General features: G+C 43.1%; 18 protein-coding genes and 1 pseudogene. 6 read left to right on the plus strand and 13 right to left on the minus strand.

The features are described from left to right. Positions 1-7: 7 nt before the first annotated feature. A complete protein-coding gene (locus H528_RS0101820) occupies positions 8-1,912 on the plus strand; it encodes an ATP-binding cassette domain-containing protein (RefSeq protein WP_028845724.1) in 1,905 nt (634 codons plus the stop codon). On the opposite strand, the gene H528_RS0101825 is transcribed toward H528_RS0101820, so the two are convergent. Both H528_RS0101825 and H528_RS0101830 read right to left on the minus strand, forming a co-directional pair. Further along, entirely contained in the window at positions 1,878-2,231 is a 354-nt protein-coding gene (locus tag H528_RS0101825; RefSeq protein WP_022852648.1) for a HepT-like ribonuclease domain-containing protein, read from the minus strand. The genes H528_RS0101820 and H528_RS0101825 overlap by 35 nt on opposite strands. Next, positions 2,221-2,526 carry a nucleotidyltransferase family protein gene (locus H528_RS0101830; protein WP_022852649.1) on the minus strand — a complete coding sequence of 102 codons (306 nt, stop codon included), beginning with the start codon at positions 2,524-2,526 and terminating at the stop codon, positions 2,221-2,223. Before H528_RS0101830 ends, H528_RS0101825 begins: the two co-directional genes overlap by 11 nt. A 45-nt stretch (positions 2,527-2,571) precedes the next feature. Here H528_RS0101830 and H528_RS0101835 point away from each other — a divergent pair, with 45 nt between their 5' ends. The 5 genes from H528_RS0101835 (at position 2,572) to H528_RS0101855 (ending at position 9,411) form a co-directional block, all read left to right on the plus strand. Next, on the plus strand, positions 2,572-3,723 hold the full coding sequence (locus H528_RS0101835) for an ABC transporter permease (RefSeq protein ID WP_022852650.1): 1,152 nt from the start codon (positions 2,572-2,574) through the stop codon (positions 3,721-3,723). Further along, on the plus strand, positions 3,720-4,856 hold the full coding sequence (locus H528_RS0101840; RefSeq protein ID WP_022852651.1) for an ABC transporter permease: 1,137 nt from the start codon (positions 3,720-3,722) through the stop codon (positions 4,854-4,856). The genes H528_RS0101835 and H528_RS0101840 overlap by 4 nt, the downstream gene beginning before the upstream one ends. A 119-nt stretch (positions 4,857-4,975) precedes the next feature. Then, entirely contained in the window at positions 4,976-6,400 is a 1,425-nt protein-coding gene (locus H528_RS0101845) for a DUF4139 domain-containing protein (RefSeq protein WP_022852652.1), read from the plus strand. Further along, positions 6,393-8,870: a UvrD-helicase domain-containing protein gene (locus H528_RS0101850; protein WP_022852653.1), complete on the plus strand. Its 2,478-nt coding sequence runs from the start codon at positions 6,393-6,395 to the stop codon at positions 8,868-8,870. The genes H528_RS0101845 and H528_RS0101850 overlap by 8 nt, the downstream gene beginning before the upstream one ends. Continuing rightward, a complete protein-coding gene (locus H528_RS0101855) occupies positions 8,845-9,411 on the plus strand; it encodes a PD-(D/E)XK nuclease family protein (RefSeq protein ID WP_169352756.1) in 567 nt (188 codons plus the stop codon). The genes H528_RS0101850 and H528_RS0101855 overlap by 26 nt, the downstream gene beginning before the upstream one ends. A 186-nt stretch (positions 9,412-9,597) precedes the next feature. Here the strand turns inward: H528_RS0101855 and H528_RS0101860 are convergent, their stop codons facing one another. The 11 genes and pseudogenes from H528_RS0101860 to H528_RS13900 form a co-directional block, all read right to left on the minus strand. After that, positions 9,598-10,572, minus strand: a complete 975-nt coding sequence (locus H528_RS0101860) for an HlyD family secretion protein (RefSeq protein ID WP_022852655.1) — start codon at positions 10,570-10,572, stop codon at positions 9,598-9,600. Further along, positions 10,559-12,559 carry a TolC family protein gene (locus tag H528_RS0101865; protein ID WP_022852656.1) on the minus strand — a complete coding sequence of 667 codons (2,001 nt, stop codon included), beginning with the start codon at positions 12,557-12,559 and terminating at the stop codon, positions 10,559-10,561. Before H528_RS0101865 ends, H528_RS0101860 begins: the two co-directional genes overlap by 14 nt. Next, entirely contained in the window at positions 12,532-13,848 is a 1,317-nt protein-coding gene (locus tag H528_RS0101870) for a glycosyltransferase family 2 protein (RefSeq protein WP_022852657.1), read from the minus strand. The genes H528_RS0101865 and H528_RS0101870 overlap by 28 nt, the downstream gene beginning before the upstream one ends. Continuing rightward, positions 13,841-15,202, minus strand: a complete 1,362-nt coding sequence (locus H528_RS0101875; protein WP_022852658.1) for a TackOD1 domain-containing metal-binding protein — start codon at positions 15,200-15,202, stop codon at positions 13,841-13,843. Before H528_RS0101875 ends, H528_RS0101870 begins: the two co-directional genes overlap by 8 nt. 7 nt (positions 15,203-15,209) lie before the next feature. Then, positions 15,210-18,257 (minus strand): phosphoribosylformylglycinamidine synthase subunit PurS, encoded by a 3,048-nt coding sequence (locus tag H528_RS0101880; protein ID WP_022852659.1) that lies wholly within the window; start codon positions 18,255-18,257, stop codon positions 15,210-15,212. A gap of 314 nt (positions 18,258-18,571) precedes the next feature. After that, the gene (gene hcp, locus H528_RS0101885; RefSeq protein WP_022852660.1) at positions 18,572-20,200 is read right to left on the minus strand and encodes a hydroxylamine reductase; all 1,629 of its coding nucleotides are present in this window, start codon (positions 20,198-20,200) and stop codon (positions 18,572-18,574) included. 69 nt (positions 20,201-20,269) lie between these two features. Then, entirely contained in the window at positions 20,270-20,944 is a 675-nt protein-coding gene (locus tag H528_RS0101890; protein WP_022852661.1) for an HAD-IA family hydrolase, read from the minus strand. Beyond that, entirely contained in the window at positions 20,934-21,968 is a 1,035-nt protein-coding gene (locus H528_RS0101895) for a radical SAM protein (protein WP_028845725.1), read from the minus strand. Before H528_RS0101895 ends, H528_RS0101890 begins: the two co-directional genes overlap by 11 nt. Next, on the minus strand, positions 21,958-22,422 hold the full coding sequence (gene rfaE2, locus H528_RS14815) for a D-glycero-beta-D-manno-heptose 1-phosphate adenylyltransferase (RefSeq protein WP_028845726.1): 465 nt from the start codon (positions 22,420-22,422) through the stop codon (positions 21,958-21,960). Before rfaE2 ends, H528_RS0101895 begins: the two co-directional genes overlap by 11 nt. A 69-nt stretch (positions 22,423-22,491) precedes the next feature. Beyond that, a pseudogene (locus H528_RS14820) lies at positions 22,492-23,169 on the minus strand (carbon-nitrogen hydrolase family protein); the annotation flags it as partial. A gap of 11 nt (positions 23,170-23,180) precedes the next feature. Continuing rightward, the gene (locus H528_RS13900) at positions 23,181-23,705 is read right to left on the minus strand and encodes a ComF family protein (protein WP_169352757.1); all 525 of its coding nucleotides are present in this window, start codon (positions 23,703-23,705) and stop codon (positions 23,181-23,183) included. Positions 23,706-23,906: the final 201 nt, after the last annotated feature.

Here is a 23,906-nt window from a genome sequence, read left to right on the forward strand (position 1 = left end):
GCAGAAAGTGCCTTTGGCCTTTGAGGTTAAAGGGCTAAAAAAGCGCTACAAAACAAAAGAAGCCTTAAAAGGCGTAAGTCTTAGTGTGCCCCAAGGGAGCCTTTTTGGCATCATCGGGCCTGATGGGGCAGGAAAAAGCACTCTTCTTAAAATAATCGCAGGCATTCTTACCTATGATGCTGGGGAAGTAATTGTCCTTTCAAAGCGCATTGTTAATGAAAAAACAGCAGAAGCCATTAAAAGTTCCATTTCTTTTATGCCCCAAGGGCTTGGCACCAGTCTTTATAAAGAACTTTCAGTGGAAGAAAACCTTGATTTCTTCGCGAAATTGCGCCTGATTCCGCCGAGCGTGCTCAAAGAACGCAAAGATGAACTCCTTGAGATAACCGGGCTTAAGCCTTTCGTGAAAAGAAAGGCTGGCCAGCTTTCAGGAGGAATGAAACAAAAGCTTGCGCTGATATGTTCTTTGCTCCATGAGCCACGTTTGCTCATCCTTGACGAACCCACCACCGGAGTTGATCCTATCTCGCGCGAAGAACTCTGGTCGTTACTTGCTTCACTGGTGGCTGAAAAGGGAATAACCGTGGTGGTTTCTACGGCCTATCTTGAGGAGGCAGAACGTTTCGAAAAAGTGGCCCTTTTGCACCAGGGTGAATTGATGGCCCAGGGGGGCCCTGAAGAGCTGAAGAAAAAAATTACGGGGTCGTGTTTTTTGATTCAGGCCGAAAACACTATCGAAATACTTAAATTTTTGGCCAAAGAGGGGCTAAGGCCTTTCCCGTACGTAGGGGGGCTTCGCGTTTTCGTGCCAGGCGAAAGATTAACCTGGTTTCTGGACAGCATGAAAGCCTTAAAGGCCTCGGTTGAAAATATTTCCTGCGAGCTTGAAGACCTTGTGTTTTCTCTTTCCTCAACCGATACCGGCCTAACCTTTGACATGACTCTTTCTTCTTCAAAAGGCCTTCTTAAAACGCAGGAGGTAGCCATTTTAGCCAGGGATCTTTGCAAAGAATTTGATGGTTTCTTGGCGGTGAATCAGGTAAACCTTGAAGTGCGACGTGGCGAGATTTTTGGTCTCCTGGGGCCAAACGGTGCGGGAAAGACCACCCTTATACGCATGTTGTGTGGGCTTCTTCCGCCTTCCAGAGGAGAAGGTTACGTAGCGGGCTACGATATGGCAAGGGCCCCTTACGAGATAAAAGAACACATCGGCTACGTTTCCCAGGCGTTTTCCCTTTATCTTGATCTTAAGGTTGAGGAAAACTTAAGCCTTATGGCTGGTATTTACGGGGTCATGGGTAAGAGGAAATCCCGTCGCATAAACGAGTTGCTTGCTCTTACCGGGCTTTCGCCTTACAAAAGAGAGCGTGCTACTGCGCTACCTCTAGGGCTTAGGCAAAGGCTTGCCCTCGCCTGTGCCCTGGTGCACGAACCTGAGATAGTCTTCTTGGATGAGCCTACTTCTGGCATGGATGTGGCAGGACGCCAGGTATTCTGGGCCCTTCTCTTACGTCTTTCCCGTGAAACAGGGCTTACTTGTCTGGTGACCACCCATTATCTCGCTGAAGCAGAATACTGCGATAGGCTTGCTCTTATGCACCAGGGTAAAATCATCGCCCAAGGTCCGCCCAAAAAACTTAAAGACCACGTGGCCAAAATTTTAGGAAGGCCATACATCTTGACTACGCGGGACACCCTTCAGGCTAAGAGGGCCTTGGCACGCGAAATGCCTGTTGTCATGCTAGGGAAAAGGCTCAAGATTTTTTATCCTAGCGGCCGGGAGGATCTTGGGGCATTTTTAAAAAGACAAGGTATTTTGGTTGATGATATTTCCCCGGGGCAAGTAACCATGGATGATGTATTTTTTTATTATGTTCTCAATCACGCGCGTTATGCGTCATCAAAAAGATGACAGCATTTTCTAATTCTGACAGTTTATTTTGAATTACGTCCCAAATAATTTCTTCATCAATTCCAAAATACTCATGAACCAAAATGTCTCTCAGACCAGCAATTTTCTTCCACTGGATAGGATAAATTTCTTTCTGTTCTAACGGGATATGTTTTACTGCTTCGCCAATATTTTCTAAGCATTTTAAAGTAGCATAAAATGCCATTTCGTTTTCTACAAATTCATCAACAGATTTAATGTTACCAGTGAATTTTTTTATGCGAGCTATTTCTTCAAGGATATCAGCTAATATTACCTCCAGGTTTCTCTTAGAAGACATGAATTAGATCTGCCTCTATATATGGTTGAATTCTTTTTTTAAGGGCTTTTTTGGTGACGAGATCTACTTTTAATCCTAGGATTTCTTCCAGGTAAAATTTTAGATCCATGTAGTTGTCAAAGGTTTTATAGCTAGGTTCAAATTCTACGAGAATGTCTATGTCGCTAACAGGGGTCTGTTCTTGTCTGGCAAAGGAACCAAAAATTCCTATTTCCTTTATCCCAAACTTTTTTTTAAGAAATTTTTGGTGCGTTTTTAAAAGCTGTTGGGCTTCTTTTAAGGTTGTAACTTTCATAAAAAATCGGCTAACGTCTTTTTTAAAAATGATACACTAAAAAAGATGAATTTCACACGCATAAGGGCAATAGTTGAAAAAGAGGCCCGTCAACTTATAAGAGATCCCTTATTCCTTACCATGGCCTTTTTTGTGCCGAGTTTTTTCATGTTGCTTTTTGGTTACGGGCTTTCTCTTGATGTAGAAAATCTTCCCTTTGCCATGGTTGATCACGACATGAGTGCGGAAAGCCGCAAGCTGGTCTATCATTTTGTCTCGTCCCGTTATTTTTCCCTTAAAGCGAGCAATTTTTCTGAAAAAGAGGCCTTAAAAGCCCTGATGGAGGGAAAAATTCGCCTGGTTATCATTGTGCCCCCTGATTACGAAAAGACCCTTGCCAAAGGTCGTGCTGCCAAGGTTCAGTTTCTTATTGACGGAACTTTTCCTTATCGGGCCCAGGTGGTGAAAAATTACGTAGAAGCCATTTTAGGGCGCCTTAATACCGAGCGTTTGAAAGACTATCTAAGGGCTCAAGGCTTTAGTGAGGCCAAGATCGACGCTTTTTCTGAACCTGTAAAGCTTGAGGTGCGCTATCTTTACAATGAAGAGGCCAAAAGCGTTTGGTCAATTGCTGCGGCGCTAATAGGGATGATCCTTCTCATGGTTCCGCCTATGCTTACTTCGGTTTCTATCTGTCGCGAAAAAGAAACAGGCTCAATCTACAATATTTACGTGTCTCCTGTTTCACGAGGGGAATTCCTTATAGGCAAAATAATCCCCTATTTTTTTATTTCTGCCATAAATATCTTTGTTCTTTTTCTCTGGGCAACAGCCCTTTTCGGTGCGCCTTTTCGTGGCAGTTTTTTGCTCTATGTTGTCTCGGCGGCAATTTACGTTTTGTGTTCCCTTTCCATAGGGCTTTGGGTCTCGTCCTTTGCCCGCACCCAAATTGCTGCCCTGATGATTTCAGTAGTCATAGCCATGATTCCTTCTTTTCTTTACTCAGGAATGCTTGTGCCTATTTCCTGTCTTGATGAAACCGGAAAGGTCACCGCCCATCTTTTTCCAGCCATGTATTTTGTGAATATTTTGTTTGGTCTCTTTTTAAAAGGATCAGGGTTTGCTGCCATAAAAACGAATCTTTTAGCCCTCTGTGTTTATACCTGCATCATTTTTTCTTTGGCATATAGGTCTTTTCATAAGCGGGTGAAGGGGTGAAGACTTTAAACCGCATAAAAGTCCTGCTAGTAAAAGAATTGCTCCAGCTCTTAAGAGATAAAGTGCTGGTTATTGCTACGATTTATCTCTTTACGGTTGATATTTTTTTGGCGGCCTCGGGCGTTAATCTTACTCTTAACCGGGTTTCCTTTAAAACCCTTGATTTTGATAAAACCAGTGTTTCGCGAGACCTTATAGATCGCTTTAGACCGCCTTATTTTGAATACCGTGGTGAAGTTCCCAGGCGTGTCCAGGCAGAGGAGCTTCTTGAGCAGGGAAAGATCCTTGCTTATCTGGAAATTCCCGATGGATTTGAGCAGTCTTTAAAGACCAACCAAAAAACGCAGGTGCTTCTTCTGGTTGATACCTCAAACGCTATCATGGGCTACCTGATAGCAGGCTACAGCGCAGGGATAGTGGCCGGGTTTTCTCAGGAAAAAAGCCTTGAAACCCTCGGGCTTATGCCAGAGATGATAGAACGGCTGCCTTTGGTGGAAGGGGCCTCACGTGTTCTTTTTAACCCTAATCAGGAAGAAACCTGGTTCAATGCTTTATCTGAGCTTTTAACCGTAATCACCTTGCTTACCATGTTGCTTCCGGCAGCGGCTCTGGTGCGCGAGAAAGAACGCGGCACCATTGAGCAACTTTTGGTTTCTCCGGCACGTCCCCTTGAAATACTTCTTGCCAAAATATTTGCCATGACGCTGGTCATTTTATTAGGGGTGTTGGCAGCCACTTCTTTCATCATAAAAGGCACCTTTCATATTCCTATGAGGGGCAGCCTTCCGGTGTTTTTGATGATCACCTGTTTTTATGTATTTACCTCTTCGGGATACGGGTTGCTCATCGGAGGGATAGCTAACAATCTGGCGCAGGTTGGGCTCTTAACAATCATAGCCATTGCCCCGATAGTCTTTCTTTCAGGCACCTGGACGCCTCCTGAGGCAATGCCCTTTTGGTTGAGTAGCATGATGTCTTTTTCACCGCTTTTTTATTTTATTCAGATGGCTTACGGGCTGTTTTTTAAAGGTGTTGGCTGGGATTTTCTCCTTCCCAAAATAGCAAAAATGCTAGCCCTTGGCTTTTTAGTGTTGTGGGGCTCTGCTTTTGCCTTCAAACGCAGGTTTTTTTGAGATTTTTACCTGTGTCTTGCGAGGTGCCTTTTGGTCACCGAGGCGATATATGTATTCGTTCCTATTTTTCGCCGAAAAATAGAATATAATGAAGCTACTAACCACTATAGGAGTTAAACATGCCTAGCGTTTTGGTCTTTTTCTTAGTTTTTTTATGGGCTTTTCAGGCTGCGGCAGAGGTAAAACAACTTGAAATTTATCAAAATGGCCTTTTTCTGACAGAAGAATTTGTCGTAAAACCAGGTGAAAATGTTCTTCCCCTGCTTTCAGCTGTCCCTTTAAAAGAAATAGAAATTTCAAGTGCTTCCCAGGGCTTGGTTCTCGGAGCGATTAGCACACGCACGGTTACCAGGAAAGAGCCCATTTACAAAACCCTGGCAGACTTAAAAACCAAAGAATCTCAGCTCAAAAAAGAAATTGCACGCCTTGATAAAGAGCTTTCCCTTCTTGAAGAAGTTTTAAAAGGCAAACGAGAGGTGCCTTCCCCTGAGGCCTTTCTCAAATATCAGGAAATCTTCAGAGACCTTACCCAGCAAAAAGACGCAAAAGAGCAGGAACTTGAAAAGACTAGTCAAAAAATAAAAGAAATTTCCCAAAAGATAGCTTTTCCTGAGGTTACCGCCCTTGAGATCCAGGCCTTAAATGCGGGCATTGTAAGAGTGCGTTATCCTGCTAAGAGACTGCTTTCCTGGCAAGAGGCCTACGAATGCCAGTTTAATTCTGCGCGCTCAGAGCTTTTTATAAAAGGTGAAGCCACCATTAAGCAAAAAAGTGGTTTGGACTGGCGAAATGTCCTGGTGCTTTATTATCCAAGGCAAAGGGCGCGCTTTTCCCTTTCCCCTCCGCCATTTCAACCCTGGATTATCGGGGAAAGCTTCCCAAGGCCTGAACTTCTCCTTAGAAAAACCAAAGAAATAGCCCGAAGTCTTATTGCTGAGCCAAAAAGAGAAGAAGGCCCAGGGGCTATCTGGGAACGTGTGGTAACGCGGGTGCCTTTAATTCCCGCGGGAAAAAGTGTTCTTATTTCCCTTGGCAAAGAACAAATTCCCGTTAAAAAATTTCTCATCGAAGTCCCTGCTTATGCTACGGAAAAGGCCTATTTTCGGGTAGATGTGGTTTCGCAAAAAAGCTTCCCGCGCCTTTTCGCCAGGTTTTATCTTGATGGCGTTTATGTAGGCCGGGCCCTCTTAGGCCCTCTTTATCCTGGTCAGCAAAAAAGTATTTATTTTGGCCCGGCACCGCTTCTTGCTGTCAAAAAAGAAGTCTTAAAAGATACTACGGGAGAAAATTTTTGGGGCAAAGAAGTCCAGGTGAAAGAAACCCGTTTGACTTTAGTGAACAACTATAAAAAGACTTTTCCGGTGGAAGTAATCGACCGTATTCCCATCTCACGCAAAAAAGAGATAAAGATAAAAGCCGAAGCACGGCCACCGTGGCAGGAAATCTCTCCAGAAGGTAAGGCCTTGTGGCGTTTTGGACTTGTTCCTGGAATGCGCCAGGAAATTTACTTAAAAATCGAAATAAAGCGTCCCAGAAATGAATAAACCTTGTATCTTGCGTATTGAGGCCTCGGCAGGGGCTGGAAAGACCTATCGCCTAACCAGCAGATACCTTGAGCTTTTGGCAAATCTTGAGCCGCATCCCCAGACTTTGCGCTCCGTAGTAGCCATCACTTTTACTAATAAGGCTGCTGCGGAAATGAAAGAACGTATTGTCAAAAACCTCAAAAACATAGCCCTTGCCACAGAAGAAGGGAAAAAACTTGCAGCACAAACTGGCTTGACTCCTCAAGCCGCAGCAAAGTGGCTTGAGATAATCTTTGAGCACTTTAACGACCTGCAAGTGCGCACCATTGATTCCCTTGTTTTCAGCATTCTTAAGGGCATAGCCCTTGAGGTGGGGCTACGCCCTGACCTTGAAGCTGAGCTCAAGGAAGATGTCTTGCTTGCCAGGGCTTATGATAGACTGCTTCTTTATCTTCGCGAGGGGGACACTGCGCTCAGGGATATTTTCCGCCAGGTGTTGCTAACTTTTCTCGAAATAGAAGCGAGATCTGGGTTTAATCCAGAGAAGGCTATCCGTAAGATGCTTCTTGATCTTTTCCGTTATGAACTAAAGGGACGGCCTCTTCAAAACAACCAGAGGAACTGGATGCTGAAGGACATGGCAGAAGACGTGGCCAATGCGGCCTCTCGCTTTCTTGTGGCAGCAGAAGAAGCAGGCCTTAAGTTTCGCTACTCTTTCTGGCATGAAAAGTTCCTTGCCCCTCTTGATAATTTCAGGGCCACGCCTTTTTGGAAAAGTTCTGCGGCAGATATTTTTAAAGGGCGAGGCCAGGTACCCCCAGAAGTAGAGGCACTTTATGCGGATTTTCAAGAAAAGCTTGAAAAGTATCTCTTTGCCTGGGCGGTGGTGCGCCTGATTCCCTACGCGCAGTTATATGAAAAGTTAAAGCTTGAACTTGAACGCTTGCGCCAAGAATATGGCCTTATACACGGCGGTGGCTGGATTGAAATCGTTGAGCGTGTTTTGCGCGAAGAAGGTATCCCGCTTGTTTATTGCAAGCTTGGGACGCGCTTTCGCCACTTCTTGATAGATGAATTCCAGGACACCAGCAGAGCACAATGGGAAGCCCTGAGGCCTTTGGTGGAAGAGGCCCTAGCGAGAGGGGGAAGCCTCACTTACGTTGGTGATGTAAAACAAGCCATTTATGTGTGGCGCGGGGGGGATCCCGGGCTTTTTAAAGAGGTCCCCCAAGAACTTCCTGCAGAGCTTGTCGATGATCCTTTGCCCTATAACTGGCGTGCCAGGGAAAACTTAGTGGCGTTTAATAACAGGTTTTTTGGGCTCCTGGCAGAAGAGGGGCGTGCTAGATACGTTGCCAGAAGGTTTCTTTATGCTGAAAGAGAAGAAGAAAGGGCCAAAAATTGCCCCCATGTAGGAGAGCTTGCTGGCTTTATAACAGAAACCTTCCAAAGGGTGCAGCAAGAGCTCCCTGAAGAAAGACCAGGTGGTCAAATAGAAATAGTTTTTTGTCCAGGAGAAGATCTCCACACCCAGTATGAAGAGATTTTGGCAAGGCTGGAAAAGCTCCTAATCCAACAAAAAGAACAAGTAGCCCATAAAAAAATAGCTATTTTGGTACGAACTAACGACCAGGCCGAGGAGATTGCCCACCTTCTTTTTGAGATAGGCATCCCTGCTGTCACCGAAAATGCCTTAAGAATAACAAGTTCGCAGGTGGTAAAGGCCCTGGTGTCTTTTCTGTCTTTTTTGGATTATCCCTTTAATGATGTAGCGTTGGCAGGGTTTTTAAGAAGCAAGATAGCTAAAGGTTTCTTAAATCTGCCAGAAAAATTCTGGAAAGGTGCTGGGCGCGGAAATACTTTGCTTGACTTGCTTAAAAACTACGATGCGGAAGGCTTTAACAATCACCTTGCGCCTTTTCTTGAAAAGGCAGGATTCCTTTCACCTTACGATTTAGTCCGTGAGGTTTTTGCCCATTTCAGAATTTATGAGCGTTTTCCTGAGGAGGAAGCCTTTTTACATCGTTTTCTTTCGCTGGTGCTTGCCTTTGAGCAAGAAGGGGCTGGGCTTTCTGGTTTTTTGGAGCGCTGGTCTGAAAGGGCTGCCGAGGAAAGGCTTGGGCTTCCAGAGGAGCTAAGTGCCGTGCGGGTTTTGACTATTCATGCGGCCAAGGGGCTTGAATTCGACGTTGTCTATTTACCTTTTCTGCACTGGACTTTAAAAACACCTTCCCTGGTTACCCTTGAAGAAGGGACTTTGGGATACGTTCAGAGTCCCTATCCTGGCCCTATAAAAGACAAAGTCATGCGCGAGAAAGCTGCTCAAGCCCTTGAGAACCTGAATCTTTTATACGTGGCCTTTACCCGGGCCAAAGAAGAGCTATATATCTTTATCCCGGAAAAACGGCCTGAAAGGGCAAGTTTTGGCACAGGTGATATTGTGCGCCAATTTTTAGCAGAGCTTGGATACAGAAATTATGCGTCTTGATCTCAGGGTAAAACGTTACGATTTGGAGCTCCTTGGAGAACGAGCCAGGGAAATTGGCTACGGTGAGATTGCGCACAAGGCCCTTTATTTTTTACCTCTTTTACCTAAGGGATATAAACGTGCGGTCCTGAACAAAGAGGTTAAAAAGGCGTTAAAACGAGCGCTTGCCCTCACCGACCCACGATTTCGCGAAGACTTTGCCATGGTGGAAGAGTTCCTTGGCAAAATTTTGGTAAAGGCCCTGCTTTTACCTGAAGTGCGACCTTTTTTTGAAGAGGGGGTCAAGGGCTATAAAGAAATCGAATTGCAGGATGAAAAAGGCGAGCTCCACCGCGTTGACCGCTTGGTGCTAACCGAGCAAGGCCCGGTGGTTATTGATTATAAGCTTGGTGCAAGGCGTAAGGAACATATTGCCCAAGTGAAACGTTATCAAAAGCTTCTTAGCAAGATATATGGCCAAAAAGTATGCGCGTACCTTTTCTATCTCGAGGAGCCCATTCTTTTAGACATTGAACAAATCAAACAACAGCCTTTGATATGAATTGATTTGCAAAATCTAAATAAAAGCAAACTCTCTTTTTAGAGATCCTTTGCGAAATTGCCGTGATCAGTATTACAAATACAACCGTAAGGGATCCGTTCCTATTTTTCGTTCCAAAAAATAGAAGCGGATCCTGGAAGAGGCCTTAAGAAAAATTGTTTTGCAAAGTTTCTTTAAAATACTTTGCTAGAAAAATTTAATTTTCTTTTTTAGATAGATCTTTACTGGTGAACGCAGAATCAAATCTTTCGTATCTAAAGGCTTTATAAGTACTTTTAAGGCCATCTCTCTACGTTCGAAAGTTCTTAGGATGAATGATGGTTTATAGCCTGCTTCGGGAAATATCTTTGAAATATTGCCTTTTATTTTTCTCCCATTGGGAAGTTCAATTGTTACTGGGTTTCCGAGTTTAATGGAATTAATGTCTTTTAAGCTAAAATAGGCTAATATAAATTTAGGCTTTCCCGTTGAGATCCGCAAAATGTCATCTCCTGGGAAAACCATTGAATCAAGTGTTACATATTTTTCTAAAACAAAACCTGATTGAGAACTTATGTATTTATAGGGGGAGGATTTCTCTCTTGAGGCTCTTAACTTTTCTTCTGTGTCTAGAAGTTCTATTTTTAAAGATTTCTTTTTCTGTTTTAGACTAGCTATTTGAATTTCTAGATTTTTAACTAAAGATACTACTGGAATCTTATCAGAAAGGCTAATAATACGTCGTTTGTAAAGGCTTTCAATTTTTTCTAGTTCCTTTTCTAGCTGGTTTTTTTCTTTGGTTAACTGTTTAATGGTTGATTCTACTTCCTGGTAATTAGATTTGATTATTTTTCGCTTCTTTTCTAGCCACTTTGAGTCATCATGTATTATATATGGTTTAATTTTTACTAATATTTTTCCTTTTTCGAAAGGAGTTCCTTCTTTTGTTATTGTAATAATATTTCCTTTTATAGGGCTCCTAACTGTAACTATTTCTCCGGTAACTAGTCCAGATCCTTTTACTATTATGTAGGAGTTGTAAAAATATAAAGCTAGTATGCTAAAAAGAAAGATGAATATTAGGCAGTAGTATGGTAATCTTTTTTTTGGCTTTGGTCCTGTTCTATATTTTTCTGTTACTCCTACGGATTTTCTTTTACGGAGTGTTTTAATGTGAAACATATCTTTCAAGATCCTCCATGCTTTGGATGGCTATTCCTCTGAAATAATAACTATTAGATATCTTTCTAAGGCAATTATGGATAAAGAAATCAAGTCTTTCTCTATTTAATAGTTTTAAGCTTATATCAGGACTTTCATCCCGTTCTACTGATATTCCGATCCAGTATGGTATTTTCTTTTCGTCTAAAAGAGTTGCGTATTTTTTTGCATTCTTTAAAAGGTTTTTGGTATTACCAGTATAATTCATGACCACAACACCATTTATATAGGTGGAAATATGGTCGATAATTGTTTTATCTTCGTTGTTCCATGTAATGCGTTCCTTAAATACTCGTGGAGAGACATCTATAATTATATTTAGTTTAGTTATTAAACGTAATCGTTGTAACATTTCTATATAATGTTGCCACAAGAGTTCTTTTTTTTCTGTAAATTCAGGAAGGCTCCAAGGCTCAATGTCTAAGTGAATAGTTTGGATTAGTGGGTATAATTTATTTTCAATGAGTGATATAGTTTGATATAATTTTTGACGTTCTTCAGGAAAAATCCAGTGAGGGTCGCCTAATAATATTTCTGTGTCTATTCCGCGCTCATAAAGAGACAATATAAAAAATGATAACTCTTTATTTTGTCCTTCAATATATTTTTTTATTTGTTCACTGTTTAGTGAAAAATAAATTTTGTTCAAAATGGGGAATTCTTCTACGATTTTTGCTATTTTCTCTTGGTTTGGCTCACTTCTCCACCACCAAGATGACAAATTTCTTGGTGGGCACCCAAAAAGTATTTTATTCTGAGTATTAGGGAGATCCTTTAAGAGAAGGGTGCTAGATAGAGACGAAATTAAAGAGAACATTTTAATTTGATTGTCGTAATATTCATTTAAAAGTAGTAAAGTTTTGAGCTTATATGTGTTTTTCCTTATAATAGTTTGGTTTGGATTTTCGCAATCAAGCAGCAAGTGTTCTATCTTTCTGGCTGTCATTTTCTGCATCAATAATAAATCCCAGAGTGCCGCGATATGTTCAAGAGCTTTTTGTTCCATTATTTGTTTTCGAGATGATTCTTCCTCTTTAATTCTTTCCCAGAGAGACAAAATTTCCCTCTTTTTGTTTTTTTCTGCTTCCTTGTAATTCAAAGGAAACGACAATGAAAATCCTGTCCATGTACCTCCTGAACTGTCATCCCATGTTTTTGTGGCTCCTAAAGAGAATTTAATCCGGGGGTAAAAACGTCTTTTGCTAAGATTTATTAATTCATCTGCAGCTTGCATCAGAATTGAAGGGTTTTCTTTATGGGGGATAGTAATTGGCAGTTGCTGCCATATTTCATCTGGAGAAATTTGGGATATTTCTGCTCCTAATAGTAGAGATATTAATTGTTTAGTAATTTCTCTTTTTTGCTTGTATATATTTTGTTCAAATTTGATTTTAAATAGTAGATCGGTGTATACAACTAGGTCATCAGTTTTAACTAGTCCTGCAGCTAATTTTTCTTTTTGTGGAATTATTATTTGTTCAATGGTGGTTTCTATTTTCTCTAGGTTTTTTATTTTTTTATTTAGTAGTAAGTATTCTATAAATAGAAATCTTAGTTTCCATAATAGTTTTGTATATCTTTCGTCTTTTGATAAATTATTTTTTATGAAATTTAATTCTAGTAAAAATTTTTTGTAAAGTATGTCAGTTGTATATCCCGTAAGGTTTTTAGTAAGTTCTGCCGTTAAGCTTGCATTGTAGCCTATTATTTCTTTACTGTAGTCGCGATTAAAGTAATATGACCCGCTTAATGATATCCACCAACTATTTTCTGTGTAAAGAGATTTTATCTTCGCTTCTATCTCTTTTGCTTTATATGAATATGGCTTGAGAAGTGGCGATGATTCTAGTAGTGTGGGTAGGGCTTCATAAGTCAGTACAAATGATATACTGCTTTTCGGTATTGCTAAAAATATTACTATTAATAATGTAATCTTTTTGATATCCATTTTGGCACGTACCCGGAATATCTATGTAAGTCTAGTAATAAATCGTCTAGGTATGCTTTCAGAGCATGAATCCTGAGTATCCAGTTGTAAATTGGGTAAAGGGGCAATACTAGTAAAAATGGAAGTTCTTCTTCTATATCTTTGCAGTATAGGGATAGGTATATTAAAAAGAAGATCACTGTCCATAATTCATAGACTGAAAATATAAAAATATTTATTGTGATTAGAGCGGTTAGGCCATACTTTAGCCATATATATATACAGTATATAACCATTGCGCACGGCATTACGAATTGGAGTAAAAGATTATGATTAATAAAAAGAAGATATTCAGTAGGCTTTAGAAGTGTAGGTAACAGGAACCTGCGATACTTTTTGTAAAAGATCCAGACTAAATCACCATCCCAACGTTGTCGTTGTTTGAACAAGGCAGACCAAGTTGATGGTACTGAGGTGTGGGCCACAGATTCCGGTACAAAGGCTAGTTTGCTGTTTTCGTAAATAGATGAAATAATTTTGAGTCTATTCGTTAAATTTAAGTCTTCTGCGGTACCAGAATCCCATCCGTAAAGTTTTTCTAAAAATTCGCGGCGAAAAGCCCCGTAAGCTCCTGATATATTGTTTACTGTTCCTAGGAAAGATAGTGCTATTCTCGAGAGTGTAATAGATATAATGTACTCGATGTGTTGTAATCTGGTTACTAGACTTTCTTTTTTATTTCTAACATATAGGTTTCCAGATACTGCGATAATTTCTGGATTTTTAAATGGGATTACTAAGTGTTTGATGGCGTCATAATCTAGTGACGTGTCGGCATCTAGGGCAACTACTATTTTAGCTTCTCGTGACAATATTTTTAGGCCCATATTAAGAGAAGAAGCACGGCCTCCTCTATAATTTTTGTCTATAATTTTGATTATTCTTTTATTGGGAATTCTTAGCTTTTTAAGCAAGTTCGTTTTCCGCCTTGTGTCAAAAATCGTTACTACTTCAATGATTCCGTCGTATTCTTGGTGTATCACTGTTCTTAAGGAACGAAGTATATCTCGTTCGCTTTCTCTAAAAGCAGTTATTATTACTCCTACGTGAGGTGAGAATTTAGAGTCCTCTTTTAGTGGTTTTTTGTATATTTTGTATAATATGCAACTAATTGTCATATACAAATACCACGGGAATTCTATCCAAAATGCAGGCGTTAAAATTAATACTTTTACAAAAATATCTGCAAGAGCAAAGTTTTGATAGTACTTAATTATTTCTCTTATTATGTATGCAATTGTCTCAATCATATTCTGCGGTTATAATTTCTTCTATAGTTAGCTTTTCAGCTTCTCCTGGACAAGAATAAATTTCTATTTTTAACGGAGGGATAGGAATATCAGTTTCAATTTTTGATATGTCTTTAAGTAGTCGGCTTTGTACAATTTTGGCATTTTCTCCTGGTGTGTTAGGGAGTAGAAAAAGGAAAGTGCCAAGATTGTATCGGCATCCTATATCTGTAGTTCTTAGATTTTGTTTTAAAAAGACAATAACCTCTTCGAAGTATTGTTTGATTTTTGAGGTCCCGTATTCTTCGAATATTTCTTCTATTTTTTCTTTGTCCCAACTGATTAAGAGGAGACTAAATGGCTGCTTGTATCTTTTAAATCTATTTTTTTCCCAATCAAATATGAACTTAAATACATTCCATTTTATCAAATTTAGCTTGTCAAAAATCTCCTCAATACCACGGAGGGGTAGACGTCCTTCTTGTGCGGTTTCTATTCCTAGGGCGGATATTAAATAGTCTTTTATTTCGTAAAAAACTAACGATTCGATGCCATATGTTTTTTTACAATGTAGGCAGAAAATTTCTATTTTAGGTTCTTCGGTAATATGTTGGCAATCCCTGCATAAAAAAACATTATTAGGAATTTCATAATCCTCTCCGAGGTGTCTTAAGCGTCGTTGACATTTTGGACATCTTAATATGTCTTCTTCTGTAAATTCTTCTTTAGGTCCAACATATCCACAATCGAAATGGTAATAGAGGTCTGTTTCTTGTAGCTTTAGAGAGCCACAATTTGGGCAGGTTTCTCTAAAAATGATTTGATAGGTGTGATCATTTGGGCATACAGGTATTCTATTAACTAACTTCTTTTCACGTATTAGTCCTTGTGATGATAGTTGTTCTATATAGTCAATTTCATCTCCTGCTTTTAATTTTAAACATGCTCGTAACAAGGGATAAGTGTATCCTACCCTTGAATCAGAATCAGGATATGCTTTTACTTCTTCTCTTTCTCGGCTCCAGAGAAAACGAAAAAAGGTTACCAGTCTCTTTTCGCTTTCGGCTAAGTGTTCTGATAAGGCAGGAAGTGATCGTATGCGTGTTAAAATTTTTTCTGCTTTTTTTAAACTTTTTTCGTCTTGCCAGGGGCCATCAATCAAGTCCTGGATATATTCATCTATATTTTCGTTTTCAAGCAAGAATACAGGATTTAAGGCGGTTTTTGGGTCTCCTCTCAATTTAAGCAAAACTGATAAAATGTCTTCGGTTTCTCCTATTAAATAAATATCACCTTGTTCTCCTTCTTTGAAAGTAATAGTTCTAATATCTTGGTGGATTGAGGGCGATATCGATCCAACAATTACCGCTTTCATTTTCTGACTATCCTAAAGGTTTTTTCCAGGCGGCTTTGAGGTCAATGATGTTTTCTTCAATTACGGTTTTGCCACGACCATTGCGGCAGATAAGTACAGGCTCAGCTACTACTTCTCCTATGAGGGCGTAAGTTGTACCTGAAAAAAGCTTTTCAAAATCGCGTTGCTTGTCCCTCGGTACAGTTACCACTATTCTGCTAGCTGATTCAGAAAAAAGAACATAATCTGCACGCTTTTCCCCTTTATAGGGTACCGCGTCAAGGTCAATAATCATGCCCAGTCCTCCCGCAAAAGCCATTTCCGCAAGTGTTACTCCCAGGCCACCGTCAGAACAATCATGGGCCGCGGATACTAGCCCATAGTAAATGGCCTCTCTCATTCTGAGGTATCGGTCATAAGCTGAATTTGCATTAACGCGAGGGACTTTATTTCCAACAAATCCTTTCTGACGAAAATATTCTGAACCGCCAAGCTCGTCGCGTGTAAGACCAAGGATATAAACCAGGTCTCCGGGATTTTTAACATCTAGAGTCATGGCTTTGGTCACGTCGGCAATCCTTGCGATTACCGAAAAAAGAAGGGTAGGAGGGATGGAGATTTTTAAACTTCCGTCTGGGAGAACCACCCCCACGCCGTAGGGATTGTTTTCGGGTGTGAGTCCAAGCCCTTGGGCCAAGTAATCGTTTTTCATGGAGTCCTTGCCGGAAATGCAAGGGACCCCAAAGGCCTTGGTAAATTCGTAAAGGGCCTTGTTAGCCCTTACTAACTGGGCAAGCTTATAATGACCGTCAGGGGTTTTTTCGCTCTGGATGGGATCGCACCAGCAAAAGTTATCAAGCCCTGCCATATGTTCAATGTCAGCGCCTACACAGACCGCGTTACGGATGGCTTCGTCAATGGCATTGGCAACCATCCAGTAAGTGTCAATGTCTGAAAATTTAGGGCAAATACCATGAGCCACCACCAGGCCGTCTGGTTCATTAAGATCTGGCCTGAGCACCGCCGCATCACTTGGCCCATCGTCCTGTGCGCCCATAAGGGGCTTGACAACACTTCCCCCCTGAACTTCGTGGTCATACTGGCGCACCACGTATTCTTTAGAACAAATGTTATAAGATGAGAGGAGATCTTTTAAAATTTCCCCACAATCTTTGGGTTCAGGGATATTGGGCTCTTCATGCCTAGGGGCTTCCCACGCGGCTTCAAGCTCAAGCTGGGGAACTCCCTCATGCAAAAATTCTAAGGGCAAAAGCCCTACGGTTTTTCCTTCGTAGCGTATATGGAAAAAGCCCGAGTCGGTAAACCTGCCAAGAACCGTAGCCTCAACGTCCATGCGGCTCGCAAGCTCAAGGAATCTTTCGATATGTTCAGGTGGCACAGACACGGTCATGCGTTCCTGGCTCTCAGAAACCAGGATTTCCCAGGGCTGAAGCCCGTGATACTTGAGAGGGGCTTTTTCAAGGTCAAGTTCAGCACCCCCAGATTCTCTGGCCATCTCGCCCACTGAAGAAGAAAGCCCCCCTGCGCCGTTGTCTGTTATCGAGGTGTAAAGGCATTCGTCCCTGGCCACAAGCAGGAAGTCAAACATCTTTTTCTGGGTAATAGGGTCTCCGATCTGGACAGCGGTGGCAGGGCTTCCTTCGTGGAGTTCTTCCGAAGAAAAAGTGGCTCCGTGAATACCGTCTTTCCCGATCCGCCCTCCAACCATGACTACCAGATCCCCAGGGCGAGCTCCTTTTTTCCAGCTTGGTTCATCGCAAACTTCTGCGGGCATAATGCCTCCGGTGCCACAGTAAACCAGAGGTTTGCCGAGATAGCGCGGGTCAAATACCAAAGAGCCGTTAACCGTTGGGATACCGCTTTTGTTCCCGCCATGTTCTACCCCTTCGCGCACCCCTTCGAAAATGCGTTTGGGATGAAGCAACCGTGGCGGAAGAGGTTTTTCCCAATTAGGTGGTGCAAAGCAAAAAACATCGGTATTGAAAACCAAAAGAGCGCCCTTCCCGGTGCCAAAGGGATCACGGTTAACCCCTACTATGCCGGTCAAAGCTCCGCCGTATGGGTCAAGGGCTGAGGGGCTATTGTGAGTTTCCACTTTCATGGCCACGTTCCACTTTTGGTTAAGGCGGATGACGCCAGCATTGTCCACAAATACCGAAAGGCAAAAGTCTCGTTCCCCTTTGGCCTTGCGTATTTCTTCTGTTGAGCGGCGAATGTAAGTCTTAAACAGACTATCGATTACTTCAGTTTTGCCTGTTTCGCGGTCCGTGTAAGTGATTTTGGCGTTAAAAATCTTGTGCTTACAGTGCTCAGACCAGGTTTGTGCCAGGCTTTCAAGCTCAACATCGGTTATGCGGTGATCAAGCCCATGTTTTTTTCTAAGTTCGATGAAAGACGGATCTTTAAAATAATCGCGAATGGTTTGCATTTCCCGCAAATTAAGCGCAAGCAGCCTTTCTTTTGAAAGCTTTAGGAGTTCATCATCGGAAAGTTCCGTAAGGTCAAAATATTCAACGCGGATTTCGTGGGTTTCGGTTACCTTGGGGGGAGAGATTTTAAGGCCATGCTTTTCGTCAAATTCTTTTGCTGAGATAACCCAGAAGCGCTCGATAAGTTCATTGGCAAGGAGTTCCCGGGCGGTACGTTCAGCATCTTCCTTTGAGATATTGCCCGAAATAAGATATTGCCTCAAGAAATATACATTTTCATCGTCAGGGAGTTTCCTCCCGAGCAATAGTTCAAGGGCCTCCCGGGCTACGCGACCTTCGTTGTCAGTAACTCCTGGACGAAAGCCCACTTGGATCAGCCAGTCAAACCCAAAAAGCGGGGCAAGGGGCTTTTCAATGCTATAAAGCTCAGTTACCGGGTCACACAGAGGCCCAGAGGCAAAGGCCTTGAGTTCTTCTTGGCCAATGTTTGCTTCTACCAGATAGACCCTTATAGTACGGCAGGAAGATACCTCAAGCCCCAAGTCTTCTTTCATGCGCTTGGCAATTTTTTCCCCTAGGGCGTCTCGGAGTTCTTGCTTTAAGGCGACTTCTATACGTGCAAGCATGGCGACCTCTCTTTAAAGCGAATTATGCATAGATAAAACACACCGCTTGCAAATTTCAACATTACTTTCGTTTGGTTTTACGAGAAAATATCAATGTAGCCTTTGCAAAACTGCTGAGTTCAGAAAGGGAAGCGCAAGGTTTCGTTCCTATTTTTCGAAACGAAAAATGGAAACGGATCCCATACCGGCCAAACACCGCTAGCAAAACTCATGACAATATGGAAAGGCATTGTTCACGGGGAGCCGTTTTGTGCTCACAGGAACAAAAAGAAAAGGCCGGCAGAGGGGGAGCCGGCCTTAAGCAAAAACAGGGGCTATTTGGACAGACAGGCCGCTAGGTCTTTTTCAGGCTCAGAAATAGGTTTGATATTGTACTTTTCTGCCAAGAACTTTAGCACGTTAGGAGAAAGAAACGCTGGAAGAGATGGCCCCAGATAGATATTCTTGATTCCCAGGTAGAGCAAGGTTAACAAAATAGCCACTGCCTTTTGCTCATACCAGGAAACAATGAGCGAAAGAGGAAGCTGATTCACGTCAACGTTAAAGGCCTTGGCAAGGGCCAGGGCCACCTGGATAGCTGAGTAAGCATCATTGCACTGTCCCATATCAAGGAGCCGAGGAATGCCGCCGATGTCCCCCAGGTCTTTATCAAAAAAGCGGAATTTGCCACACCCCAGGGTCAAGACCACCGTATCTTTTGGGGTTAGTTCCACAAACCTGGTGTAATAATTACGTCCTGGCTTGGCCCCGTCACAGCCGCCAACAAGAAAGAAATGCTTGATGGCTCCTGCCTTTACGCCTTCAATTATCTTGTCAGCCACAGAAAGAACCGTCTCATGGGCAAAGCCTGTGAGTACTTTGCGCCCGTTTGCGTCTTCTTTGAAACATTCCATTTCCTGGGCCATCTTGATTACTTCTGAAAAATCATGGCCAGAGATATGTTTGACTCCAGGAAACGCTACCGGGCCCATGGTGAACACCCGGTCTTTGTATTCTCCCTTCGGCGGCATAAGGCAATTGGTGGTCATGACAATGGGGCCAGGGAAGTTTACAAACTCTTTTTGTTGATTTTGCCAGGCCGTGCCGTAATGGCCGTAAAAATGCGCAAACTTTTTGAGTTCAGGGTATCCATGGGCAGGGAGCATCTCTCCATGGGTATAAATGTAGATGCCTTTGTCTTCTGTCTGTTTTAGAAGCTCGTAGAGGTCCTGAAGATCATGGCCCGAAACAAGAATAGCCTTTCCAGCCTTGTGCCCCAGCGGCACTTCGGTGGGCTTGGGTACGCCAAAAGTCTTGTGGTTCCCTCTATCGAGGAGTTCCATGACCTTGAGGTTTACTTTGCCAAGCTCAAGGGCCATATTAACCCAGTCTTCTAGGGAAAGATCGTTTCTTTCAAGGGAAGCAAGTGCCCGATGCATGTACTCGTACACACTTGGGTCTTCCTCGCCAAGCTTAGCCGCGTGGTACTGGTAGGCCGCAATACCCTTTAACCCGTAAATAGTGGTGAGCTTAAGGGAAAAGATGTCCGGGTCAGGGGCGGTTTCAGGCCGCGGCTCTATCTGTTCGGCAGTTTTTAGGAGCTCGGCGTGTTCCTGCGGAGGATTAAAACCAGCAGAACCATCCTCTACCGCTTCGCCGCCTTTGGCCTTGATTTCACTTTTTAGCTTTTCTCTTAACTCAATGGCTTTGAAGATGTAGTTTTTGATGCTTTCGGGGTCAAAATTAACGTTTGTTAGCGTGGAAAAAAGGGCCTCACAGGTAAAGAAGTTGACTTCTTTCTCGTCAATCCCGACTTTACGTCCTGCGGTAGCGACTTTTCCTAGCCCCTGAAGCGCATAAATTAAAAGATCCTGGAGCACATCGGTTTCGTGGTCCTTGCCACATACCCCTATCTTGGTGCACGCAATGCCTTTGGCTGTTTGTTCGCACTGGTTACAAAACATTTGAACCTCCTTGTAGTTTTCGTTTTACTACAAGGTAACTATGAAAAACTAAAAAGGAATTGATTTAAGTCAAAAATTGAAAAGTTTTTTGGGAAAGAGTTTTTTGAGACTACCACCAGGATAGCGGAGGGCAAAAAGCCCGGCTTTGCGTGCCCCGATTACGTCGTCATCAATGCTATCTCCGATCATAAGGGCACGGGATGGTTCTGTGGCAAGGCGCTCACAGGCGAGCTTATAAATGGCAGGATCCGGCTTGGCCAGGCCTACTTCGCAAGAAACAATGATATCGTCAAATTCCTCGGCAAGGCCAAGGTCTTTTAATAGGCGGATAAGCCTTTCGTCCCAGTTGGAAAGAACTGCTATCTTTCGCCCAGAGGCCTTAAGGGCTTTAAGTGTTTCTCGGGTATCCGGGGTCAGGAGAAAATAGTCCTTTTTCGCAAAACATTCATAGCCTGTGTGATAGGCCTTTTCAGGGTCGCTTAAAGAGCCAAATTGTGAAATGGTCTCAAAGAAAACTTCTTTCCAGCCTTGAAAGCAGCTTTCAGGAGACAAAGTCCAGTTGCCGCGTTTTTTAAGATAGGTTTTGAAAAACGCTTTTTGTAATTCCGTAGGCTCAACCTCTATCCCAAAGGACTTGCAGATCTCAGCATAAATATGGCCTACTGAGGGATAGATGTGCAAAAGCGTGCCCTCAGCGTCGAAAAATACCGTTTCAATGGTGTCCCAGAGATATTCAGGAAGCATTTTGAACCTCTAAAGGTGGTAAATGTGAGCGAAGATTTTCGTAAAACAGGGGCGGGGCAAGCTCTTCGAATTCACCAAGGCGGCTTAAGTGTAGCCTTACGTCCACACACAGATGACACTTGCCAGAAAAGAGCTTTCCCTCAAAAGGATAAGCAAAGTTTTCCTTGGCGAAAAGCGCAAGCCCAAAAGGGCCTTCTTCCACCAGGATCTTTACCAGGGGTAGCTTGCGGTAATCAAAATTGGCTAAAAAGGCAGGGAGATCTTCAGGAGCACCCAGGCTTAAGCCTCCGCAAAAAAGAGGGATATAGTTGCCGTAGGGATCAAAGTGCACGTGCTGAGAAGCAAGTATTTCGTAAACACAGTTTTTACCGGAAAAATATGTTGCCGGGTGTTTTTCCGGGGCCAGGAATCCGAGCTCTATGCCTGCGCGCCCTCCAGGGATGAGGCTGTAGCCTTCCCAGAAAAGCTCTCCGGCGGCTTCTTCCCCAAAGGTTTCGATCCACCTGCTCAGGGGAACAGGTTCTTTTTCGGAAAAGCGTTTGATTAAGTCGATAAACTGCCACATGTAAACGATGATGTTAGAGGGTCCAAAGATTCGTTCGGCGGTTCTTATGGCACAAATAGTGCGTTTAAGCGGGATAGTTTCAGCATGAAAGGGGCTTACGGAGATGAGAAGGCTCCTTAAGCCCACTTCTTTTAAAGCTAGGAGTTTTTCTCGGCCGGCCTCTGGCTCCTGACACCAGCCGGCATTGGTCTCTATGTATTCTATGGGAATCCCTAAAGAGATGGCCTTTTCAGCAGCAAAAAGGAGTAGTTCAAAGTTTAAAAAGGCTTCCCCACCTGCCAGGTGAAATCCGTTAATGTGGGGCGAGGCTTCCCTCATGCCACGGAAGAGGTTTTCGAGTTTTTCTTTGGCAAACCAGTCCTTCCACCTGGGGCCGCAGGCATAAACGCAATGCCTGCAACCGCACTGGCAGCGGTAAGAGAGCATTATGCCGCCTGAGTTAAAAGGTTTAAGCTTCATCTTTGATTTTGGCTATTATCTGACTGGTTGATATTTGATGCTCAAAGGGGATACGTAACACCCTTCCTCCGTAACTTTTGACAAAACTTGCCCCTACGATTTTTTCTTCAGGCCAATCCGCCCCTTTGACCAACACATCAGGCTTAAGGGCTTTTATCAATTTTTCTGGCGTATCTTCCTCGAAAATAGTTACGTAGTCAACAAAAGAAAGGCTGGCAAGCACTTGAGCCCGCATTTTTTCAGGGTTAACCGGTCGCAAAGGGCCTTTTATCCTTTTTACCGAGGCATCTGAGTTTAGCCCCACCACGAGAAAATCTCCTGCTGCCCGGGCCTTGGCCAGGTAGTTTACGTGCCCAGCGTGAAGGATATCAAAACATCCGTTGGTAAAGACCATTTTTTGGCCGAGCTGGCGTTGCCATTTACTGCGGATAAGGAGTTCGTCTAAAGGGAGTATTTTTTCCTGTGGAAAAGGCGGAGGGACCAGGCGCGAGGTGGTAAAAAAACTGCGGGCAAAGGCAAGTCTTTTAAAATCAAGCGCAAAGGTGAAAACCCCTTTGCTCTTTGCTTCTAAGAGTTTTTCACCCCAGGGGTCAAAAGCGATGCTTTGGCCACCTAGTTCGATATCTTGAACTAGCCCTAAGGCGTTTGCTCCCACGGCAAAGACCTGGTTTTCCAGGGCCCGTGCGCAAACAAGGCTTTGAAAGTGCTTTATCCTTTCTTTAGGCCAGGCCGCCAGGATAAAAAGCACCTGTGCTCCCTGACAAACAAGCCTTTTGGCAAGCTCGGGAAACCTCAGGTCAAAACAGACCAAGGCCCCGCAGGGAATATCTTTTATCTCAAAAGGGGGAAGGAGGCTGCCGGGCTTAAAGCCTTTTTCTTCGTCAAAACCAGGGAAAAGATTTACTTTTTCCGCTACTTTTTGGATTTTATCCGGGGTGATGAGCCAGATAGCGCTGGTGAGGGTTTCAGGATCTGCTCCGCCGATGAGTAAGGATAGATTTTTTGAGGCCAGTTTTTGCTGAATGGTGGCAAGGGCTTTCCTTATAAATTTCAGCTCAAGGGCGCTTTCGTAGCCTGTGAGGCCAAGCTCAGGTGCTATAAGCAAATCTACGTTTTCAGCCTTTTCCACCTGCTGGCACAGGGTCTGGAAGGTCTTTTCTGCTTCAGGGTAAAAGGGATATTGCAAAAGGCCTATTTTCATGGGGCCTCATTTTAGCCTGCTCTTGCCAGGACGGCTACTTCTACTTCGGTAGCGCCATCTTTTATCAAGGTTTTAGCGCATTCAGTAACCGTGGCGCCGGTGGTAAGCACGTCGTCAAAAAGAAGGACCCTTTGCCCCCGCACGCGTTCGGGATACCTGACCCTGAAGGCACCTTTTACGTTTTGGCGTCTTTCCTTGCCTTTAAGGCTTACCTGGGGCTTGGTGTATTTCTGCCGCAAAAGAAGCTCTTCAACCCGGTGATTTTTAAAGACCTTGCGGGCAAGCAAAAGACTCTGGTTAAAGCCCCTTTCTTGCAAGCGCAAGGAGTGTAGCGGCACCGGGCAAACAATAAAAGACTTGTCTATTTCTTCAAAGTATGGGCGAGAGAACTTCGCGATTTCTCGGATTAAATGGATCTTATTTTTGTACTTTAAGTCTTTGATAGCCTGGCTAAGAGGTTCTTCGTAGGCAAAGGGTGCTAAAACCCTGGTGAAAAACTCTTCTTTTAGCAGGTATTCTTTTTCGTTTAAAAACACTTGCTTTTGGCATCGGCGGCAAAAGAGGTGTTCATTTAGTGCAAGGACTCTGCGGCACGAAAAACAATATCTCGGGAAAAAGAATTCGATAATTTTGGAAAGAAAAATTTGCCAGACGCGCGGTTTAAACAATGTGTCTTTAAGACATATCATGCTGCTTGGATCACATCTTTTCGCTTAATCTTATCTTTTTGTTCGTTC

Source organism: Thermodesulfatator atlanticus DSM 21156 (genome assembly GCF_000421585.1).
Lineage (GTDB): Bacteria > Desulfobacterota > Thermodesulfobacteria > Thermodesulfobacteriales > Thermodesulfatatoraceae > Thermodesulfatator > Thermodesulfatator atlanticus.

What these genes read in the sequence shown, in the direction of transcription:
- H528_RS0101825 (WP_022852648.1), bottom strand. Translation starts at nt 2,231, where the DNA reads ATGTCTTCTAAGAGAAACCTGGAGGTAATATTAGCTGATATCCTTGAA.
- H528_RS0101830 (WP_022852649.1), bottom strand. Translation starts at nt 2,526, where the DNA reads ATGAAAGTTACAACCTTAAAAGAAGCCCAACAGCTTTTAAAAACGCAC.
- H528_RS0101835 (WP_022852650.1), top strand. Translation starts at nt 2,572, where the DNA reads ATGAATTTCACACGCATAAGGGCAATAGTTGAAAAAGAGGCCCGTCAA.
- H528_RS0101845 (WP_022852652.1), top strand. Translation starts at nt 4,976, where the DNA reads ATGCCTAGCGTTTTGGTCTTTTTCTTAGTTTTTTTATGGGCTTTTCAG.
- H528_RS0101850 (WP_022852653.1), top strand. Translation starts at nt 6,393, where the DNA reads ATGAATAAACCTTGTATCTTGCGTATTGAGGCCTCGGCAGGGGCTGGA.
- H528_RS0101860 (WP_022852655.1), bottom strand. Translation starts at nt 10,572, where the DNA reads ATGTTTCACATTAAAACACTCCGTAAAAGAAAATCCGTAGGAGTAACA.
- H528_RS0101865 (WP_022852656.1), bottom strand. Translation starts at nt 12,559, where the DNA reads ATGGATATCAAAAAGATTACATTATTAATAGTAATATTTTTAGCAATA.
- H528_RS0101870 (WP_022852657.1), bottom strand. Translation starts at nt 13,848, where the DNA reads ATGATTGAGACAATTGCATACATAATAAGAGAAATAATTAAGTACTAT.
- H528_RS0101875 (WP_022852658.1), bottom strand. Translation starts at nt 15,202, where the DNA reads ATGAAAGCGGTAATTGTTGGATCGATATCGCCCTCAATCCACCAAGAT.
- H528_RS0101880 (WP_022852659.1), bottom strand. Translation starts at nt 18,257, where the DNA reads ATGCTTGCACGTATAGAAGTCGCCTTAAAGCAAGAACTCCGAGACGCC.
- hcp (WP_022852660.1), bottom strand. Translation starts at nt 20,200, where the DNA reads ATGTTTTGTAACCAGTGCGAACAAACAGCCAAAGGCATTGCGTGCACC.
- H528_RS0101890 (WP_022852661.1), bottom strand. Translation starts at nt 20,944, where the DNA reads ATGCTTCCTGAATATCTCTGGGACACCATTGAAACGGTATTTTTCGAC.
- H528_RS0101895 (WP_028845725.1), bottom strand. Translation starts at nt 21,968, where the DNA reads ATGAAGCTTAAACCTTTTAACTCAGGCGGCATAATGCTCTCTTACCGC.